The organism is Chryseomicrobium aureum, from assembly GCF_043182735.1.
Taxonomy (GTDB): domain Bacteria; phylum Bacillota; class Bacilli; order Bacillales_A; family Planococcaceae; genus Chryseomicrobium; species Chryseomicrobium aureum.
On sequence record NZ_CP171117.1, the window covers coordinates 942,225 to 962,867 of the forward strand.

General features: G+C 41.0%; 20 protein-coding genes. 10 read left to right on the forward strand and 10 right to left on the reverse strand.

The genetic code is table 11. The annotated features are described in order from the left end of the window. Positions 1-15: 15 nt before the first annotated feature. Positions 16-489: a YkyB family protein gene (locus tag ACF3OH_RS05065; RefSeq protein WP_392456083.1), complete on the reverse strand. Its 474-nt coding sequence runs from the start codon at positions 487-489 to the stop codon at positions 16-18. Positions 490-593: 104 nt separating this feature from the next. Here ACF3OH_RS05065 and fadH point away from each other — a divergent pair, with 104 nt between their 5' ends. The 3 genes from fadH to ACF3OH_RS05080 all read left to right on the forward strand — a co-directional run bounded on the left by fadH (position 594) and on the right by ACF3OH_RS05080 (position 2,794). After that, positions 594-1,352: a 2,4-dienoyl-CoA reductase gene (gene fadH / locus ACF3OH_RS05070; RefSeq protein ID WP_392456085.1), complete on the forward strand. Its 759-nt coding sequence runs from the start codon at positions 594-596 to the stop codon at positions 1,350-1,352. Between the two features lie 66 nt (positions 1,353-1,418). After that, positions 1,419-1,862 (forward strand): cyclic-di-AMP-binding protein CbpB, encoded by a 444-nt coding sequence (cbpB, locus tag ACF3OH_RS05075; RefSeq protein ID WP_392456086.1) that lies wholly within the window; start codon positions 1,419-1,421, stop codon positions 1,860-1,862. A gap of 53 nt (positions 1,863-1,915) precedes the next feature. Next, positions 1,916-2,794 (forward strand): LysR family transcriptional regulator, encoded by an 879-nt coding sequence (locus tag ACF3OH_RS05080; protein WP_338032414.1) that lies wholly within the window; start codon positions 1,916-1,918, stop codon positions 2,792-2,794. Here the strand turns inward: ACF3OH_RS05080 and ACF3OH_RS05085 are convergent. The 5 genes from ACF3OH_RS05085 to ACF3OH_RS05105 form a co-directional block, all read right to left on the reverse strand. After that, the gene (locus ACF3OH_RS05085) at positions 2,791-3,993 is read right to left on the reverse strand and encodes an MFS transporter (protein WP_392456087.1); all 1,203 of its coding nucleotides are present in this window, start codon (positions 3,991-3,993) and stop codon (positions 2,791-2,793) included. The genes ACF3OH_RS05080 and ACF3OH_RS05085 overlap by 4 nt on opposite strands. A 114-nt stretch (positions 3,994-4,107) precedes the next feature. Beyond that, positions 4,108-5,187: a PotD/PotF family extracellular solute-binding protein gene (locus tag ACF3OH_RS05090; protein ID WP_392456089.1), complete on the reverse strand. Its 1,080-nt coding sequence runs from the start codon at positions 5,185-5,187 to the stop codon at positions 4,108-4,110. Then, positions 5,184-5,987 (reverse strand): ABC transporter permease, encoded by an 804-nt coding sequence (locus tag ACF3OH_RS05095; RefSeq protein WP_204588919.1) that lies wholly within the window; start codon positions 5,985-5,987, stop codon positions 5,184-5,186. Before ACF3OH_RS05095 ends, ACF3OH_RS05090 begins: the two co-directional genes overlap by 4 nt. Next, the gene (locus ACF3OH_RS05100; protein WP_204588920.1) at positions 5,974-6,792 is read right to left on the reverse strand and encodes an ABC transporter permease; all 819 of its coding nucleotides are present in this window, start codon (positions 6,790-6,792) and stop codon (positions 5,974-5,976) included. Before ACF3OH_RS05100 ends, ACF3OH_RS05095 begins: the two co-directional genes overlap by 14 nt. Then, positions 6,782-7,888, reverse strand: coding sequence for an ABC transporter ATP-binding protein (locus tag ACF3OH_RS05105; protein WP_392456090.1), 1,107 nt, complete (start codon positions 7,886-7,888; stop codon positions 6,782-6,784). Before ACF3OH_RS05105 ends, ACF3OH_RS05100 begins: the two co-directional genes overlap by 11 nt. A gap of 114 nt (positions 7,889-8,002) precedes the next feature. Here ACF3OH_RS05105 and ACF3OH_RS05110 point away from each other — a divergent pair, with 114 nt between their 5' ends. After that, positions 8,003-8,662, forward strand: coding sequence for a potassium channel family protein (locus tag ACF3OH_RS05110; RefSeq protein WP_392456092.1), 660 nt, complete (start codon positions 8,003-8,005; stop codon positions 8,660-8,662). Between the two features lie 42 nt (positions 8,663-8,704). Here the strand turns inward: ACF3OH_RS05110 and rnjA are convergent, their stop codons facing one another. The 3 genes from rnjA to def form a co-directional block, all read right to left on the reverse strand. Next, positions 8,705-10,372, reverse strand: a complete 1,668-nt coding sequence (rnjA, locus tag ACF3OH_RS05115) for a ribonuclease J1 (RefSeq protein WP_204588923.1) — start codon at positions 10,370-10,372, stop codon at positions 8,705-8,707. Positions 10,373-10,375: 3 nt separating this feature from the next. After that, the gene (locus tag ACF3OH_RS05120; RefSeq protein WP_204588924.1) at positions 10,376-10,582 is read right to left on the reverse strand and encodes a DNA-dependent RNA polymerase subunit epsilon; all 207 of its coding nucleotides are present in this window, start codon (positions 10,580-10,582) and stop codon (positions 10,376-10,378) included. A gap of 264 nt (positions 10,583-10,846) precedes the next feature. Next, positions 10,847-11,419 (reverse strand): peptide deformylase, encoded by a 573-nt coding sequence (def, locus tag ACF3OH_RS05125; protein ID WP_392456094.1) that lies wholly within the window; start codon positions 11,417-11,419, stop codon positions 10,847-10,849. A gap of 107 nt (positions 11,420-11,526) precedes the next feature. On the opposite strand from def, the gene ACF3OH_RS05130 reads away from it, so the two are divergent. The 6 genes from ACF3OH_RS05130 (at position 11,527) to ACF3OH_RS05155 (ending at position 18,209) form a co-directional block, all read left to right on the forward strand. Then, positions 11,527-12,156, forward strand: a complete 630-nt coding sequence (locus ACF3OH_RS05130) for a YkyA family protein (protein ID WP_204588926.1) — start codon at positions 11,527-11,529, stop codon at positions 12,154-12,156. Between the two features lie 258 nt (positions 12,157-12,414). Beyond that, a complete protein-coding gene (pdhA, locus tag ACF3OH_RS05135; RefSeq protein ID WP_392456096.1) occupies positions 12,415-13,527 on the forward strand; it encodes a pyruvate dehydrogenase (acetyl-transferring) E1 component subunit alpha in 1,113 nt (370 codons plus the stop codon). Positions 13,528-13,530: 3 nt separating this feature from the next. After that, complete coding sequence (locus ACF3OH_RS05140) at positions 13,531-14,508, forward strand: alpha-ketoacid dehydrogenase subunit beta (RefSeq protein ID WP_204588928.1); 978 nt, start codon at positions 13,531-13,533, stop codon at positions 14,506-14,508. A gap of 20 nt (positions 14,509-14,528) precedes the next feature. Next, the gene (locus ACF3OH_RS05145) at positions 14,529-15,905 is read left to right on the forward strand and encodes a dihydrolipoamide acetyltransferase family protein (protein WP_392456097.1); all 1,377 of its coding nucleotides are present in this window, start codon (positions 14,529-14,531) and stop codon (positions 15,903-15,905) included. Positions 15,906-15,910: 5 nt separating this feature from the next. After that, positions 15,911-17,323 (forward strand): dihydrolipoyl dehydrogenase, encoded by a 1,413-nt coding sequence (gene lpdA, locus ACF3OH_RS05150; RefSeq protein WP_392456099.1) that lies wholly within the window; start codon positions 15,911-15,913, stop codon positions 17,321-17,323. A 67-nt stretch (positions 17,324-17,390) separates the two neighbouring features. After that, positions 17,391-18,209 carry a polysaccharide deacetylase family protein gene (locus tag ACF3OH_RS05155; protein ID WP_392456101.1) on the forward strand — a complete coding sequence of 273 codons (819 nt, stop codon included), beginning with the start codon at positions 17,391-17,393 and terminating at the stop codon, positions 18,207-18,209. Between the two features lie 926 nt (positions 18,210-19,135). Here ACF3OH_RS05155 and ACF3OH_RS05160 read toward each other — a convergent pair. Next, a complete protein-coding gene (locus tag ACF3OH_RS05160; protein WP_392456103.1) occupies positions 19,136-20,605 on the reverse strand; it encodes an aminotransferase class I/II-fold pyridoxal phosphate-dependent enzyme in 1,470 nt (489 codons plus the stop codon). Positions 20,606-20,643: the final 38 nt, after the last annotated feature.

The following is a 20,643-nucleotide window of genomic DNA, read 5'->3' on the forward strand; positions in this document are numbered from 1 at the left end:
AGAGAAGGAACTGTTTTATTTTTTGAATGGATTTTTTTGAGTACGTCGATATTCTGAAGGAGAAGGCGTTAATTTGAACGGCAACGGCAATTTTTTTTCAGAAGGACTACGTTTTGAAGTGGTCGAAGGGGTACCTACATACTCTATAAGTATTTGTTTTGCTTGAAAGAGACTCATCTTCACATCTGGATTTTGGTAAGTAAAGTCCAATTTACCGAGATGAGGAAGTAATTTATCATCTGCACTGGATGGTATATGAAATAAATAGTTAGCAAATGAGACTAATGTTGTAGAGTGCTGTTTGCTATTCTTAGGATTCTCGGAAAAATGTAAGCCTTCCTTTTTTGCATACTTTTGATGTAAAAGTTTATTCAATACGTTTTGCTTTAGTTGATAAAGTGGTTTTTTGTCTTGGGCTGTTTTAGCATGTCGGTTGACAATATAGAGTGCTTGGGCAATCTGTACTTGTTGGTCCTTGGATAACTTCATGTGAAAACCACCTCCTATTTTCAGTATACCAGAAAATAGTGGCAAGCTTTTACATTCTCCTGTAGAATTATGAGTGAATATTCATTCAATTTGGAGGGGTAGATATGGGGAAAACGTTTATCATTACTGGTGGCTCATCGGGTATGGGGAAATATATGGCGCAAAAACTGCTTCAAGAAGGGCACAATGTAGTTATTACAGGCAGAGATTTAGAACGTTTAAATGGAGTGAAAGACGAATTCTCATCTATTGGAGAAATTGATAGTTTCCAGATGGATGTGCGGGATCCTGAGCATGCAAAAGCTATGGTGGCGTTCACAGTAGAGCGATTTGGGAGTGTCGACGGGCTAGTAAATAATGCTGCCGGAAACTTTTTGGTAGCTGCTGAGAAATTAAGTCCAAATGGGTGGAAAGCTGTTATAGATATCGTTTTGAATGGAACCTTCTACTGTTCGCATGCTGTCGGAAATTACTGGATTGAAAATAATAAAAAAGGGTCTATCTTAAATATGTTAGCTACATACGCATGGGGAGCAGGTGCAGGTGTTATTCACTCCGCGGCAGCCAAAGCGGGAGTCATGTCACTCACGCGTACACTGGCTGTTGAATGGGGGACAAAGTACGGCATACGTGTCAATGGAATTGCACCTGGGCCCATTGAGCGGACTGGTGGAGCGGACAAGTTGTGGGAGTCACAAGAAGCTGCCCAGCGCACGTTAAAATCTGTTCCACTAGGTCGTTTAGGAAAACCTGAAGAAATTGCAGAGCTTGCGAACTTTATTTTATCAGATAAAGCGGAGTATATGAATGGGGAGATAGTGACATTAGACGGTGGGCAATGGTTAAATAGCCATCCGTTTTGACGAATGTTTCGTATTCCATTTTTTTCTGTGATATGATGAAAGAGCAGAAAAAAGGAGTAGATCGAAATGCTATCAGTTAGCTCTAGAGATTTTCTTAAGCTGCCGATCAAAGACTTCATTATTCCATCTGATAAAGTAGCACATGTCCAAATCGGAAATAATACAGAGCACGCTTTGCTTGTTCTGACCAAGACTGGCTATTCTTCTATACCTGTACTTGATATGAGATATCGAATGCATGGTATGATAAGTGTTCAACAAATTACAGATGAAATATTAGGTCTAGACCGGATTGAATACGAGCGGCTAGAGACATTAAAAGTAGACGATGTCATGACACGGGATTTTGTCAAAATCTATGAATGTGATACATTTCAACGTGCACTAGATTTGTTGATTAATCATCCGTATGTTTGTGTTGTTGATGATGAAGATACTTTCCTTGGTATTATGACGCGACGTGTGGTTATGAAACAACTAAAAAAACAATTGTATTTGTCATTAGAATAGCCAAAAGACCCTGCATAGGGTCTTTTTATATGTCAAATTAAGGAGGAATGTATGTGTATTCCGATTATGAAATCATTTCTATCCTTTCAAAAGAGCAGAACATGCGCAGAGCCGCTGAAAAGCTGTTTCTGACACAGCCAGCACTTTCACTTCGTTTGCAAAATATCGAAAAAGAGTGGGGAACACAACTCTTCATTCGTTCTCAAAAAGGGTTAATGCTCACACCATCTGGAGAAATTGTGGTCGCATTTAGTCAAGATGTCTTGCAAAAGAAAGAATTGGCGATGGAACAAGTTCAGTTGTTGTCGTCAAAAGTGCACGGAACGCTAAAAATAGCATGTGCATCGATTGTGGGGCAAAACTGGCTCCCAACGGTGTTGAAAAAATATGTTCAAACGTATCCAGAAGCCAAAATCTCTCTTCACACCGGGTGGAGTTCAGAAATTGTTCGTTCACTTGTTGAAGGTGAAGCACATATTGGAATTGTACGAGGACAAACAGAATGGAAAGGGAAAAAGATTCATCTATTCAAAGATACGCTTTATTTAGTCGACCAGGACATGACATCACTGGAAGAAGTAAAAAAATCCAATAAACCATTTATCCAATTTAAAAGTGATTCGAGCTATTACCAAGAAATCCAGCAATGGTGGCAAAAAAACTTTTCTATGACACCCAAACAACAAATTGTAGTCGATCAAATCGAAACGTGTAAACAAATGGCACTAAATGGTTTGGGCTATGCGATTTTGCCATCTATTACCTTATCAGATTATGATCAAATCAATAAAATCCCACTCAATCATGAAGATCCAGCATTTGAATTGACGCGCGACACATGGTTGATTGGCTATGAGGCCGCATTCGAACTTCCTCAAGTTGCAAGTTTTGTTGAGATGGCAAGCAATGAAAAAGAGCATGGTACCTTTTAAAGGGGACCATGCTCTGTTTGTGTTGCTTGCAGATTGATGTCTTTTTTCTTCATCCAAATATACGTCATAAAGAATGTACCTAACAAGACGATGGCACCGACAGTGAACGGTAAATTGTAATCAAAATCAAATAAAATTCCCGCTAACGCTGGACCTACCATATTACCAAGACTCATATAAGCATTGTTCATCCCTGCTGCAAATCCTTGCTCGGCTCCTGCAAGTTTCGATACGACCGTGTTAACAGCTGGTCGAATTAAAGTTACAGCAATTGAGAATAATGTAGCGACCAATAAAATACTGAAGAATTGATTCACAAATAACATGCCATAGAGTGTTACAGCAGCAAATGCCAGGCTACTTAAAATAATCCCCATTTCACCAAAGCGCTTGAATAGACGATCAATCAAGAACATCTGAATGACAACACCAACAAATCCACCAGCAGTCAGAACAATTGCGATTTGCTCTGGCGTGAAGTCAAATTTGTAATTCATGTAAAGAGCAAACGTTGCTTGGAAATTCGCAATACCAAATGAAAATACGAAGATGATGAGCAACATGACGAAATATGGAGTATGAAAAGATCGTCTCATTTGTTGTACGATATTTTCGCGTTTTTTGTCTGGCGCCGCTACTTCTTTATTACGGATGTCAGGTAATACGAATAATGAAACTATCATGGCAACAATCGCGGTTCCCGCTGAAACATAGAACGGGAAGTTTAGACTTATTGCTGAGAATAGGCCACCGATTCCTGGTCCAATCATAAATCCTAAACTCATCGCTGCACCAATGTAGCCCATACCTTTTCCTCGTTCTTCATATGTTGTGATATCTGCTACAAACGCCATTGTAGGTGGAATCAGGAAGGCTCCACCAATCCCACTAATGAAACGTGCAGCATAAAGCATCCATTCATGTGTAGCAATTCCAAACCATAACTGAGAGAAACCAAAGAGAGCTAGACCGATGACGATTAATTTTTTTCGTCCATATTTATCGGAGAGGTCTCCAGCGATAGGTGAAAACACAAATTGAGCAAATGCAAACGCTGCAATAATCAGTCCAAGCGCCTGTCCAGCAGCTCCGAACGTTTCGAGATAGCGTGGCATAATCGGTACAATCAATCCAATACCTGCCATTATGATAAACATATTAAACATTAAGAGGTAAATGACAAATGGATTTTTCTTCATATATATTCCTGCTTTCCTGTGATTCTATATAGCGAAAGTATAGCATAGGAAATCGCATTGCGAAAATTTCGTGACTCAAAAAAAGCCCCCTTCGTGTAGGAAGGGGACAGAGAATTAGTTACGATTCATACTCATTTTAAATTCTAAGAAATACTCATTGTATTTTCCAAGCATGACAGGGCCTAGATTACGATAAACCTCAAGTTCTTCGCGCATGTCCTCTGTTGGGTAGAAGCGTGTATCGCCTGTTACTTCTGGGTCCATCAAATCAAGCGCAGGCAAATTTGGAGTAGAATACCCTACATAGTCTGCATTTTGCGCAGCTATTTCTGCATCTAGCATAAAATTAATGAATGCATGAGCGCCTTCCACATTTCCAGCTGTTTTCGGAATGATCATGTTATCAAACCATAAATTAGACCCTTCTTGTGGAACGCTGTAATCGATATCTTCGTTCACATACATAATATCTGCTGCTTGACCAGACCAGACAAGAGCAATTGCAGCTTCGCCACGACGCATCGTTTCAACGATTTCATCCCCGATGATTGCTTTTACATTAGGTCCGAGTTCTTTCAGTCGATCGGTTGCTTGTCGAAGCTCTTGTTCGTCTGTTGAGTTCAATGAGTAGCCAAGTGTATTCAGCCCCATGCCCATCACTTCTCGGGCACCATCGACTAAGATGACTTGTTGTTCAAGTTCTGGTGACCATAAATCACTCCAACTCTCAAATGTTTGACCATCTAATAGTGTCGGGTTAAATGCAATCCCAACTGTTCCCCAGAAATATGGAATGGAGTACTGATTTCCAGGATCAAATGGTAAATCTAAAAAGTAAGGATCAATATTCTCGAGGTTCGGAATCTTTGATTGATCAATCGGAAGGAGAAGGTCTTCTTCTTTCATCTTTTCAATCATGTATTCAGAAGGTACAGCAATGTCGTAACGTGTGCCACCTTGCTGAATTTTTGTAAGCATAGCTTCGTTTGAATCAAATGTTTCATAAATCACTCGAATTCCAGTTTCTTCTTCAAATTGAGTGACCAGCTCCGGATCGATATATTCTCCCCAGTTGAAAACAGTAATGGTACCACTACTTGCTCGACTAGATGTATCCGTTAACTGACTGTTGATATAAATCAGGACAGCTACGGCTACTAGTAAGACTCCTGTTATTTGGAGTAATGATTTCATTTTGGCACCCCCGTTTGGAATGGCGTTTTTGCCCGATTCACAACAAAGTAATAGCCAAGGACAAGAATGAGCGTCACGATAAACAATAGTCCAGATAATGCATTAATCGTTAAAGTAATTCCCGCGCGAGCCATAGAATAAATTTCTACAGAAAGTGTAGCAAACCCATTTCCAGTAACAAAGAATGTCACAGCAAAATCGTCTAGTGAATAGGTGAGGGCTAAGAAAAAGCCTGCGAAAATACCTGGACGAATGTACGGAATGATGACCCGTGTGAAGACATCACGACGAGTAGCACCTAAATCACGTGCAGCATCGACAAGAGTAGAACTCATTTCTTGTAGCTTAGGCAACACCATAATTACGACAATCGGTACACTGAATGCAATATGAGAAATTAAAACCGATGCGAATCCTAAACGAACGCCAATCATCGTGAAAAGAATCAAGAAAGAAGCACCAATAATAACATCTGGGCTAACAATTAATACATTATTAAGTGATAAAAGCGACTGGCGAAGGCGTTTATTCGTGATATAAACGATTCCAACTGCGCCAACTACCCCAATTGCAGTAGATATCAATGCGGATAACAAAGCGACAATAATTGTATTGACGACAATGCTTAGTAAACGCGTATCTTGGAAAACAGCAGCATAGTGTTCCCAAGTAAATCCTTCAAAATTCGACATGTTTCCAGCACTATTAAACGAATAGAATATTAAATAGAAAATAGGTGCATATAAAATCACAAACACCAGTGCTAAATAGACTTTTGCGAGCTTACTAGTAGTTCCCACGCTGATTCACTCCTTTCTCACGGTCACCGGTAAGAACCATAATAATGACCATAAAGACAATTAAGAAGACGGCAATCGTTGAACCCATTCCCCAGTTTTGAGTTACTAGGAATTGTTGTTCAATTGCGGTACCGAGCGTGATTACTTTGTTTCCAGCAATAAGCCGCGTAATCATAAACAGTGAGAGGGCAGGAATGAATGTCGCTTGAATTCCTGCTTTTACTCCACCAAGCGCAAGTGGCCAAATGACTTTGCGGAATGTAACCCATTGACTAGCACCTAAATCACGGGATGCATCTAACAGAGCTGGATTCAATTTATCGAGCGCATTAAATATTGGTAGAATCATAAAAGGAATGAAAATATAGACCGATACAAAGATGAAACTAAAATCGGTATATAGGATTTGTTGACGCTCCAATCCTAAAAATGATAAGAAATTGTTGATAGAACCGTTCATTCCGAAAATCCCAATGAATGCATAGGTCTTCAATAATAAATTGATCCAAGAAGGAATGATAATTAATAAGAGCCATAATTGCTTTTGTTTTGTTTTCGTAATCCAGTATGCTGTAGGGTAAGCAATCAGAAGCGTGAAAACCGTGATTAAAAAAGCGTACCAAAATGAGCTCAAAGTAAGTGATAGATAAGTGCCTGTAAAGAAGTTTTGATAATTCTCTAATGTGAAGTTCCCTTGGATATCAAAGAAAGAGTAATAGCCGACTAAAACAATTGGTGCTACTACAAATAAGACCATCCATAAATAGTAGGGGACCATCAAAAATGTGCGTGACTTAGTTTCCATTGGCAGCTACCTCGTAGGATTCAAGGCGTCGATCAAAGTCTTCTTCAGATTCATTCAAACGCATAATGTGGATTGCTTCTGGATCAAAGTCGAGTCCAATTGTCGAGCCGACCTCTGCTTTTCGAGTGGAGTGTACGAGCCACTCGTTTCCATCTTGATCATAAGTCGAGAGCTCATAGTGAACACCGCGGAACAGTTGTGTATCCACACGAACATTCATCTTTCCTTGATCGACAGCTTTGATTTCCAAATCTTCAGGACGAATGACAACATCAACTTTCTCACCAGGAGTCAAGCCTTTATCGACGCACTCGAACTCTTTCGTTCCAATTTGAACACGATAATCGGCAATCATAATACCTTCGACTATATTTGATTCTCCAATAAAATCGGCAACAAATCGGTTGATTGGTTCGTCATAGATGTCGAGAGGAGTCCCACTTTGAATGATTTGACCTTGACTCATTACGAAAATCTCATCGGACATGGCAAGTGCTTCTTCTTGATCATGTGTGACAAAAATAAATGTTTTGCCTAGTCGTTGTTGCAATTCACGTAGTTCATATTGCATCTCTGTGCGTAATTTCAAGTCAAGTGCGGATAATGGTTCATCAAGTAAGATGATTTCTGGATCGTTAACAATCGCACGCGCGATAGCAACACGTTGACGCTGTCCACCTGACATCTCACTGATTTCGCGTTTTTCGTAGCCCTCGAGATTGACGAACTTTAAAGCTTCTTTAACTTTTGTATCGATTTCTGCTGCTTTTAGTTTTTTGATTCGAAGACCAAATGCAATATTTTCGTATACATTCAAGTGAGGGAAGAGCGCATAATCTTGAAAAACAGTGTTGACCTGACGATTGTTTGCTGGAACGTCATTGATTTTTTTTTCATTTAAATAGATATCTCCAGACGAGGGCTGAATAAAGCCAGCAATCAGACGTAGGATGGTTGTCTTACCGCAACCAGATGGACCTAATAATGTGTAGAACTTTCCACGTTCTAACTCAAAATTAATTGTATGTAAAACAGGTTCGTTCGTTCCGTACGATTTACTAACATTTTCGAAACGAATGATGGGTGTGTTTGACACGGCGTTACCTCCATATTGACAAAGATTAAGGTTCATTTTATCATAAATTTCTTTCGATAACGAAAGTTTTTGATGTATGATGTATTTAGCTCGATTGAGGAAGTGGGGAGCATAATGAAAAAAGAATTTGTAGTCATTGGACTAGGTCGTTTTGGTGGGAGTATAGTCAAAGAATTAATCGAACAAGGTGCCGATGTAATGGCCATTGATATCGAAAGTGAGCGTGTGGATGAGTTTGCACCGATAGCTACACAAGCTGTAGTAGCCGACACGACAGATGAGGCAGTGTTGAAGTCTTTAGGGATTCGCAACTTTGATCATGTGATTGTGGCAATTGGAGACAATATCCAATCAAGTATTTTAACTACGTTGATGTTAAAAGAGTTAGGTGTAAAAAAAATCACAGTGAAGGCACAAAATGATTATCATGAAAAAGTTCTCGTTAAGATCGGTGCAGATAATGTAGTGCATCCCGAGCGTGATATGGGAATTCGAATTGCCAACAACATTTTATCGAATAACGTGCTAGATTATTTAGAGCTATCTGATGAACACTCTATTATGGAGCTTATTGTGAACTCTAAACTTGCTGGGAACACGTTAATTGATTTAGATATCCGTGCAAAATATGGAATTAACATCGTTGCCATCAAAAGAGGGGACTCTATTATTGTTTCCCCACAAGCGGATGAATTTTTACAGGTAAATGATATTCTAATCATTATTGGTGCAGATGTGGATATCAATCGATTTGAAAAGAAAGTATTTAATTAAAAAAACAGTGATTTGTCCCAAGTGGACAAATCACTGTTTTTATTAAATTTCCATAATAACTGGAAGAATCATTGGTTTACGTTTTGTTTTATCATACAAATGTGGTCCGAGTACATTGCTGATTTCAGACTTCAAATCATCCCAACCTTCAGGATTTTCTTTAGCAAGGCTACGAAGATGGCGATTGAGCATCTGTTGCGCCTCATTGATCATCATGCCTGACTCTCGCATATAGACGAATCCTCGGGAAATCAAATCAGGTCCGGATACAATACGTTTTTTCTTCATATCTGCAGTCACAACAACGATGACCAATCCTTCTTCAGAAAGGACGCGACGGTCACGAAGGACAATGTTTCCAATGTCTCCGATGCCACTTCCATCGATATACACATCACCTGAAGGAACTCGTCCTGCAACAGAAGCTTCCTCTGCTGTTAAAGCGAGTACATCTCCATTTTCCATAATGAATGTATTTTCTTCTGGAATGTCACAGTCCACAGCTAATTCACTGTGAAGTTTCAACATACGGTATTCCCCGTGAATCGGCATAAAGAATTTCGGTTTCATTAAACGAAGCATTAGTTTTTGTTCTTCTTGTGAACCGTGACCAGACGTGTGGATATTGTTCAATGAACCATGAATTACTTCAGCACCAGCACGGTACAACAAGTTAATGGTACGATTGACGCTTCCTCGGTTACCAGGAATAGGGGAAGACGAGAAGATGACTGTATCTCCTGGTTGAATCTGGATCTGTCGGTGTGTACCGTTTGCAATCCGAGATAAGGCAGCCATTGGTTCCCCTTGAGAACCAGTACAGAGAATTAGCACTTCATTCGCTGGTAAGCGATTCAGTGTGTTCGTATCAACAAATGTTTCTTTTGGGGCTGTGATATAGCCGAGTTCACGACCAATAGTGATTGCATTGTCCATACTCCGACCAAATACTGCAATTTTTCTACCGTAGCGAACCGCTGCATCTGTTACTTGTTGAAGTCTATGGATATTAGAAGCAAAAGTAGCAAAGATGATGCGTGTATCCACTTTACGGAAGATACTGTCCATACTTTCTCCAACTTTACGTTCAGACATTGTGAAATTTGGAACCTCAGCATTTGTTGAATCAGAAAGTAAGCATAGAACGCCTTCTTTCCCAATTTCAGCCATCTTTGTTAAATTGGCAGGTTCTCCTACTGGTGTGAAGTCAAATTTGAAATCACCCGTATGAACAATATTTCCAGAAGGAGTTTTTACAACTAAACCATAAGCATCTGGGATACTGTGTGTAGTTAAATAAAACGATACAGAAGTCTTTCGGAATTTAATAACATCTTCTTCCGAGATTTCCGTCATTTTTGTTTGGCGTAAGATACCATGCTCTTCTAATTTATTGCGAAGAAGGCCTAATGCAAGTTTACCGCCATAAACTGGCATGTTCACTTGCTTTAACAAATAGGGAATACCACCGATATGATCTTCATGACCATGGGTGATAAATAGTCCTTTGATTTTATCTTGGTTACGCACAAGATATGTGTAATCGGGAATGACATAATCAATTCCCAATAAATCGTCTTCTGGGAACTTGATACCTGCATCGATTACGATAATTTCATCTTGAAATTGAACAGCATACGTATTTTTTCCGATTTCCCCTAGTCCGCCTAGAGCGAAAACAGCTGTTTGATCATTTCGTACAAATTTCATATATTATTCTTCAACCTTGTAGTTCTCACTAGCTTGCTCGTACGCCAAATGCGCACCTTCAAGTAGTTGTACGAACTCGATCATAATTGGACGTTCGCTAAGCTTAGCACGCACTTCTCGTTCTGATTCTGCCTCTACGTATAGACATTTTGTGTTTTCGCGGACTGGAACTTGTGTTGCGTTTTCTTGGTACATTACTTTGAAAATCATGTTTATTCTCCTCTTTTACGTTCAGATTCATTACAATTCTCTTTATCTTAGCATGTGCAACTTTGAAAATAAAGAAAACCCCTCTAAAAAAATTCTAGAGGGGTAAAGGTTAGGCAACTGTTTTTTTACCGAGAATTTCGCCGAGACGTTTGAGCATTTTCCGTCGTAAACGTTTCAACATTGTACTCACTCCTTACTTATTCATTATAAGCGAAAAGTACAACATAGTAAAGTATTTATTCGGAAAAGTCAAATAATTCACTCTTAATTATCTATTTCTTTTGGTTTTCTCTCATACGGTACAGAATTGGGCACCTGCTCATAGGGATTTTCCTTATTAATATGATCATAAAACATAATGCCGTTTAAATGATCCAGTTCATGTTGGAAAGCGATTGCTTTTAATCCTTTTAGTCTGAGTGTCATCACATTGCCTTCACGATCAGTACCTGTCACTGTGATGCGTGCATAACGAGGAACATACCCTTCGATTTCCTCATCGACAGATAGACAGCCTTCTCCTGATGTAATATAGGTCTTCTCGATGGAATGACTTTTAATTTTAGGATTAATAAACACTTCGCTAAGTAATTCGTCATTTTCCTGTATGTGAAGAGCAAACATTCTTACTGGACGATTCACCTGTGGTGCGGCAAGTCCGATTCCCGGTCGCAACCCATATTTTTCAGACAACTCGCTGTCTTGGCTCATGATCACGTAATTTAAGAGGTCGTCTGCCAATCGTTTATGCTCGTTTGAAAGTGGAAATGGAACCTCTTTAGCTTTTTGTCGTAGAGTGGGGTGGCCATCTCTTATAATTTCGTTCATAGTAATCATAGAAATCAATCCTTTCTAACCTAGAGTATACCAAATTCTAAGTCAATGTTCTTATTGAAAATAATTGGGTAAATCGGTATAGTGATGGAAGTAATGGAGGTCGTAAAATGAAAAAATGGGTAGGGTTAGTATCGGTTAGTGCTTTGTTATTAGCTGGGTGTACATTCGGGGATTCAACAGAGCAACAACTTTCAGAAGTACTACAACAAATGCATACGGCAGAGGAAGAGTATCGCTCTGTACAAGACCCTTTAAATGAAGCTGAGCAAAAAGAATACGCACTTTTTGAAGAAGTATTGGCACTTGAACAAGAACAAACAGATGAACTTACAGAAAAGCTTGAAGAACTCTCTGCACTTGTTGCAGAAAGAAGAGACCTTTTATCGACTGAGAAGCAATCTATTGATGCAGCTTTAGAAGCAAGTGATTTCAGCACATTAGATATCCCGGAAGAGAATCAATCCTATGTGACTCAAATTGACGAAGCTTATGATGCACGATACGCTACATACGAACAATTATATGCTGAATATGAGAAGTTACTTGCTTTACAAGAGAATTTGTATACGGAAATGGCTAGAGAAGATGTAGCGATTGATCAAATTCGCGATCTTGTGCAGCAGGTGAATGCACAAAATGAAGTGGTGCAAACACACGTCACTGCAATGAATGAACAGACAGAACAATTTAACCAAACTACAGATGAAGTGTTTGAATCATTGCAAAATGAGGAATAAGAATAGATAGAAATGAAAAGCAGCTCTTTTTTGGGGCTGCTTTTGTGTTATATAAATAACTTCACAGTCTCAATCTGATATAATACAGATTGAATTTGTGACTGATACAGACAACTATTATTTAATTTTTTCGAACTTTTTTGTATCGGTTCAAACGATTGACCACGCTATTTAGGTGGGCTATACTAGGGATTGATACTGACGTGTATTACTCGGAAGTGATTTTATTTTAATACAGACTAAAAGGAGAGTTGTTTTATGGCGGAAAGCAAAAACAATCATTTCGATCCAGTAAACGTACTTCATGAGATCGAAGAGAAATTCGAAATGGTACAAGTTTTAGACGAAGAAGGAAATGTAGTCAATGAAGAATTAATGCCTGACTTATCAGACGAACAATTAGTCGAGTTGATGTCTCGTATGGTCTACACACGTATATTAGACCAACGCTCGATTTCTTTGAACCGTCAAGGGCGTCTTGGCTTCTACGCACCTACTGCTGGACAAGAAGCATCTCAACTTGCATCTCAATTTGCTCTAGAAAAAGAAGATTTTATTTTACCTGGATATCGTGACGTACCTCAAATCGTATGGCACGGTCTACCACTTTACCAAGCATTTTTATTCAGTCGTGGTCACTTCATGGGGAACCAAATTCCTGAAGGCGTAAATGTATTCCCACCACAAATTATTATTGGTGCACAATACATCCAAGCTGCGGGTGTGGCAATGGGCTTCCAGAAGAAAGGTCAAAAGGCTGTCGCTGTAACTTACACAGGTGATGGTGGATCTTCTCAAGGTGATTTCTACGAAGGCCTAAACTTTGCTGGAGCCTACAAAGTGCCAGCAATCTTCTTTGTGCAAAACAACCAATTTGCAATTTCAACACCACGCTCTCTACAAACAGCTGCGAAGACAATTGCTCAAAAAGGTGTAGCTGCTGGTCTTCCTTCTATTTTAGTGGATGGTATGGATGCACTAGCTGTCTATGCTGTAACAAAACAAGCACGTGAGCGCGCGGTTGCTGGTGAAGGCCCAACATTTATTGAGGCGCTTTGCTACCGTTACGGCCCACATACGATGGCTGGGGATGACCCAACCCGTTACCGTACATCTGAAACAGATTCTGAGTGGGAAAAACGTGATCCACTTATCCGTTTCCGCACATTCTTGACAAACAAAGGTCTTTGGACGGAAGAAAAAGAAAACGAAGTAATCGAACGTGCAAAAGAAGAAATTAAAGAAGCAGTTAAGAAAGCAGATGCTGCTCCAAAACAAAAAGTTACAGATTTGATCGATATTATGTATGATGAAAACCCATATAATTTAGACGAGCAAAAAGCGTACTACACAGAAAAGGAGTCGAACTAAACAATGGCACAAATGACCATGATTCAAGCAATCACAGACGCATTGCGTTGTGAATTAAAAGATGACGAAAACGTTCTAGTATTTGGAGAAGACGTTGGCGTAAATGGTGGGGTATTCCGTGCGACTGAAGGACTCCAAAAAGAATTCGGTGTAGATCGCGTATTTGACACGCCACTAGCAGAGTCTGGTATTGGTGGACTTGCAGTCGGACTAGCTATGACAGGATTCCGTCCAGTTCCAGAAATTCAATTCTTCGGGTTCGTATTTGAAGTGATGGATTCAATCAGTGGACAGCTTGCGCGTATGCGTTTCCGCACAGGTGGAAGTTTCCATGCACCTGTAACAATTCGTTCTCCATTCGGTGGAGGCGTTCACACACCTGAAATGCACGCAGATAGCTTAGAGTTGCTTATGACGTCAACACCAGGTGTAAAAGTTGTCATCCCTTCAACGCCATATGATGCAAAAGGACTTTTGATTTCTTCAATCCGCGACAACGATCCAGTTATTTTCTTAGAGCACATGAAATTGTATCGTTCATTCCGAGGAGAAGTGCCGGAAGAATCGTACACAATTCCACTTGGAAAAGCAGATGTAAAGCGCGAAGGTACTGATATTACAATTATTGCTTATGGTGCAATGGTCCATGAAGCCTTAAAAGCAGCTGACGAGTTAGAAAAAGATGGCAAGTCTGCTGAGGTCATTGACTTACGAACAGTGCAACCATTAGATATCGAAACGATTATCGCTTCTGTTGAAAAAACAAATCGCGCTATGGTTGTTCAAGAAGCACAAAAACAAGCAGGGATTGCTGCAAATGTTGTAGCTGAGATCACAGAACGTGCGATTTTAAGCCTAGACGCACCTGTGCTCCGCGTAACTGCTCCAGATACAGTGTATCCATTCTCTCAAGCTGAGACTGTTTGGTTACCAAACTATAAAGACGTAGTAGCAACGGCTAAGAAAGTACTTGAATTTTAATTAAGAAAGGATGACGCGTAGTGGCATTTGAATTCCGCTTACCAGATATTGGAGAAGGTATCCATGAGGGAGAAATCGTTAAATGGTTCGTAAAAGCTGGTGACGAAATCAACGAAGACGATATTCTATGTGAAGTACAAAACGACAAAGCTGTCGTTGAAATTCCTTCACCTGTTAAAGGGAAAGTCGAAGAAGTGATGGTTGAAGAAGGGACGGTTGCCGTTGTAGGTGACGTACTTGTTCGAATTGACGCTCCTGGTTATGAAGACTTGAAGTTTAAAGGCGACGATAAAGAGGACGCACCTTCTAAAACTGAAGAACAGGTGCAAGCAACTGCAGAAGCAGGACAAGACGTAGACAAAGCGCCTGCAGCTGAATCGAAAGAAACTGAAAAACAAGAAACGAAAGAGCAGCCAGAACCTGCTGAGCAAAAAGAGAAACCAAAAGGTTCTGAGCGCATCATTGCAATGCCTTCTGTACGCAAATTCGCTCGTGATAACGGTGTGGAAATTAGTGAAGTTTCAGGCAGTGGGAAAAATGGTCGAATCATGAAAGAAGATATTGAAGACTTCATGAATGGGGATCAATCACCTAAAGCTGAAGCTTCAGGACCAGCTGCAGAGACGGAAGCTGCGACTGAAACTGCTAAAGAAGAAGCACCTAAAAAATCTACTCCACAAGTTTCTGAAGGTGAATTCCCAGAAACGCGTGAGAAAATCTCTGGAATCCGTAAAGCTATCGCGAAAGCAATGGTTCACTCGAAGCATACCGCTCCTCACGTAACGCTTATGGATGAAGTAGATGTGACAGAACTAGTTGCACACCGTAAGAAGTTTAAAGAAATCGCTGCTGAAAAAGAAATTAAGTTGACGTACCTACCATATGTCGTAAAAGCATTGGTAAGCACGCTTCGTGAATTCCCAGCGTTGAACGTTTCTTACGATGATGATGCACAAGAAATTGTACACAAACACTATTACAATATTGGAATCGCAGCAGATACTGAAAAGGGTCTACTGGTTCCAGTTATTAAAAATGCAGACCGTAAATCGATGTTTGCGATTTCAGATGAAATCAACACACTTGCGACGAAAGCACGTGACGGCAAATTAAGCCCACAAGAAATGAAAGGTGCTTCATGCTCGATTACAAATATCGGATCAGCTGGAGGCCAATGGTTTACACCAGTTATCAACCATCCTGAGGTAGCAATTTTAGGAATTGGTCGAATTTCTGAGAAGCCTGTCATTAAAAATGGTGAAATTGTAGCTGCACCTGTGTTAGCATTATCATTGAGCTTTGATCACCGTATGGTGGATGGTGCAACTGCCCAACATGCGCTGAATCACATCAAACGATTACTGGGTAACCCAGAACATCTATTAATGGAGGCGTAAAAACTATGGTAGTAGGAGATTTCCCAATCGAAGTAGATACACTGGTCGTTGGATCAGGCCCTGGTGGTTATGTTGCAGCCATTCGTGCAGCACAAACAGGACAAAAAGTAACAGTTGTTGAAAAAGAGCACATCGGTGGCGTATGTCTAAATGTTGGTTGTATTCCTTCAAAGGCGTTGATTTCTGTAGGTCACCGCTTTGAACAAGCGAAACACTCAGATAACATGGGTATCACTGCTTCTGAAGTGAAAATTGATTTCTCTAAAGCACAGGAGTTCAAAAACAGCGTAGTTAAGAAATTAACAAACGGTGTTTCTGGTCTATTAAAAGGCAATGGTGTTGAAGTTGTAGACGGTGAAGCTTACTTTGTCGATGCAAACACTGTGCGCATCATGAAAGAAGACAGCGCGCAAACTTACAAATTCAAACATGCAATCATTGCAACAGGCTCACGTCCAGTTGAAATTCCGACTTTCAAATATTCAAAACGTGTGATTAACTCAACAGGTGCATTAGCACTTGATGAGGTACCTGGTAAGTTAGTAGTAATCGGTGGTGGATACATTGGGACAGAATTAGGAACTGCTTATGCAAACCTAGGTTCTGAAGTAACAATCATCGAAGGTGGAAACGACATCTTAGCTGGTTTTGAAAAACAAATGACACAAATCGTGAAAAAAGCTCTTAAGAAAAAAGGAGTCGAAGTAGCGGTAAAGGCGTCTGCTAAAGGTGTTGAAGAGACAGATACTGGCGTAAAAGTTACTTATGAAGTTGGCGGAGAAGAAAAAACAATCGAAGCTGACTATGCTTTAGTAACTGTTGGTCGTCGTCCAAACACGGATGAAATCGGTCTTGAAGAAATCGGCATCAAATTCGGTGAACGTGGTTTGATCGAAGTAGATGAGCAGTGCCGTACAAGTGTAGACAATATCTATGCAATCGGTGATATCGTGGCAGGTCCTCAACTTGCACACAAAGCTTCTTACGAGGGTAAAGTGGCTGCTGAAGCAATCGCTGGAGAAAAATCAGTTGTGGATTACCTTGCAATCCCAGCTGTATGTTTCACAGATCCAGAATTGGCAACAGTTGGTCTTTCTGAAGAACAAGCAAAAGCGGAAGGGTACGAAGTGAACGCTGGGAAATTCCCATTCGGCGCAAACGGTCGTGCACTTGCTCTTGATGCAACAGATGGCTTCGTGAAACTTGTTTCACGTAAAGAAGACGGATTACTACTTGGTGCTCAAATTGTAGGTCAAGGTGCATCAGACATGATCGCTGAACTTGGTCTAGCAATTGAAGCAGGCATGACGGTGGAAGACATCGCTATGACAATCCATGCTCACCCAACGCTTGGTGAGATTTCAATGGAAGCTGCTGAAGTTGTAATGGGTCACCCTATCCACATCTTAAGCAAATAATTTCCTAAACCCTACCTGAAAAGGTAGGGTTTTTTGGTATACTGGCTACAGAAAGGGTGTGTCATCTATGAAAAAACAGCTGATCGGCGTTGCTGCACTTGGATTATTACTTGCAGCTTGTAGTGATGAACAGACGGCAGAACCTGAATTTCAAGAGCCCGCTCAGGAAGTCAAGCAAGAGGAACCTGAAGAGGTGGAGGAAGTTGAAGAAGTAGGGGGCGAAGAAGACGTGGTCGAGCCCGTTGCTGCTGAACCGTTGTACAAATTGAATGAAGCAAACTGGACGTTGGTACCTATTGAGCAAGCGGAAGAAAAAGTAGTACTTCTTACAATTGATGACGCACCGGATACATATAGTCTTGAAATGGCAGAAACCCTTGCCCAACTTGAAGTACCTGCCATCTTTTTTGTAAATGGCCACTTTTTAGATACGGATGAAGAAAAAGAAAAGTTAAAGAAAATTCATGAACTTGGATTTGCTATCGGCAACCATACACAAACTCATCCAAATTTGAAAAACAGCTCGGAAGAACAGCAACAACAAGAAATTCTTGCATTAAATGACACCATCGAAGACGTGTTGGGAGAGAAACCACAATTCTTCCGAGCACCTTTTGGGGTTAATACAGACTTTAGCCGTGAGCTAGTGAAGCAAGAAGGCATGTTATTGATGAATTGGACGTACGGATATGATTGGGAGAAAGACTACATGGAAGCTTCCGCACTTGCAGATATTATGGTCAATACACCGTACTTAACGAACGGTGCAAACTTATTGATGCATGATCGGGAATGGACGGCAGGGGCACTAGAGCAGATCGTAACGGGCCTTCAGGAGAAGGGTTACGGGTTTGTAGACCCGGATGAAATTCAAAGTGTGGAATAAAATTAAAACCAGCATTTCTCAAATTGAGTGAGGAATGCTGGTTTTTTTTCGTGGCGGCGTTTTCCACGTCTAAATCTAAAGTTGAGTGGAATGGAGGGGCTGATTCAAGTGGGATTACAGTCTGCCGTGAGATCCCGCAGGAGCCTGCGACGAGGAAGCTCACGCAGCGCCCACGGAAAGCAGCCCCGCAGTGGAACTCAACGTTTTAAAGGGGTTTCGACTCTGAATGAAATCGAGTTCCGAACGCCAGAAACACGCTCCGGAATCCGTCTCACCCGCAAAGGCTGGAGAGCGCCTTCACGGGCAAGCCGGATTTCCTCGGAATTTCTAGAATGGCGTTCTCCACATCTAACTGGAATCGAGTTGCGCCTCCTAGAAATCCCGCAAGAAGCCATCGCGGCTCATGAAGCAAAGAGCGCTTCACAGTCCACGCTGTCATCTCGCATAATTTCTGAACAGTCGGCTCCAAATCTAACAATTAGTTTCCATAATATGACTTCGGTAGAAGAAATGTGGATTTGGGTAGAATAAATCTCAGTTTCGGTAGAAGAAAGTATGGTTTCGGTAGAAGAACGACCGCTCAGTCCACAAACAAAAAACGAGCATACACCAAAATCGGTGTATGCCGGCGTTCTTCGCTTCTAAATCTAAAGTTGAGTGGAATGGAGGGGCTGACTCCAGTGGGATTACAGTCTGCCGTGAGATCCCGCAGGAGCCTGCGACGAGGAAGCTCACGCAGCGCCCACGGAAAGCAGCCCCGCAGTGGAACTCAACGTCTTAAAGGAGTTTCGACTTCGAATGAAATCGAGTTCCGAACGCCAGAAACACGCTCCGGAATCCGTCTCACCCGCAAAGGCTGGAGAGCGCCTTCACGGGCAAGCCGGATTTCCTCGGAATTTCTAGAATGGCGTTCTCCACATCTAACTCTAAAAAATCGCTTTCGTCTCTTTAATCACATGAATCATCTCAAGCGTATCGTCTTCCGGCCCTTGAACGGGTAAACCTGCTTCAATATTCATTGCGATATAGTCGATATTATCTTGCGCAATGATTTCTCCAGGAATGAATATTGGAATACCTGGTGGGTATACCATTACAAACTCTGCAGAAATGCGTCCTGCCGCTTCTGATAACTTCACTGTTTCTGTTTTTGCATAAAATGCATCACGCGGAGACATCGCAAGAGCCGGGATTTCTGGCAAAGTTACTTCTGTTTCTTTAATTTCAGCGTCTGACTCAAATGCAGCAGACATACGTGTCAAAGCATTGATCAACAAATTGACCTCTTTGCGTGAGTCACCAAGTGTGATCAAACACAAAATGTTATACAAGTCGGAAAGCTCAACTTCGATGTTCGCTTTTTCACGCAGCCATTTTTCTGCATCGTAGCCCGTGATACCCAAATCTTTTACACTGATCAAGATTTTAGTAGGGTCCATATCATAAGTTGCTGATGTGCGTAACTTCTCAACTCCTGCACAGTACAAGTGAGGGATTGAATTAATACGTTTTCGTGCATCTTTAGAAATCTTAATCGCTTGATCAATCAAATCATATCCATGAATCGCAAGTTGACGTCTTGCCGTATCTAAAGACGCCAGCAGTGGATAGGAAGTAGATGTTGTTGTTAACATCGATAATATCGATTGAACACGTTTTGATGACACAAGTCCTTCACGAACGTTCAACACAGATGTTTGGGTCATCGAACCACCTAATTTATGAACAGATGTCGCAGCCATGTCGGCTCCAGCTTCCATTGCAGAAATCGGGAGTTTATCGTGGAAGTGAATGTGAACACCGTGTGCTTCATCAACAACGACTGGAATATCACGAGAATGAGCCAGATCGACAATGCGCTTTAAATCCGCTGCAAATCCAAAATACGTCGGGTTAATGACGAGTAAGCCACTAGCATCAGGGTGTGCATCTAGAGCGCGTTCTACAGATTCTGCAGAAATCCCGTGAGAGATTCCCAGTTCCGTATCGACTTCTGGATGAATAAAGACTGGAATTGCGCCTGCAAATACAATTGCAGACATAATGGATTTGTGAACATTACGAGGAACTAATAACTTATCTCCCGGTCCACAAATTGTTAGTATCATTGTCATGATGGCACCACTTGTCCCTTGAACAGAGAAAAAAGTGGCGTCCGCACCAAACGCTTCTGCGGCTAAATGTTGGGCATCTTTAATGGCACCTTTAGGAGAATGAAGATCATCCAGAGGGGCAATATTAATCAAATCGATCGACAATACATTATCGCCAACGAACTCTCGAAATGCCGGGTCAATTCCTTGTCCTTTTTTATGACCAGGAATGTGGAACTGAATCGGATGCCTGTTACGGTGCTTGAGAAGAGCATCGAACAAGGGAGTTTCTAATTGTGACAACGTGCTAACCACCTTTATTGTTGAAATAGAAAACAAGT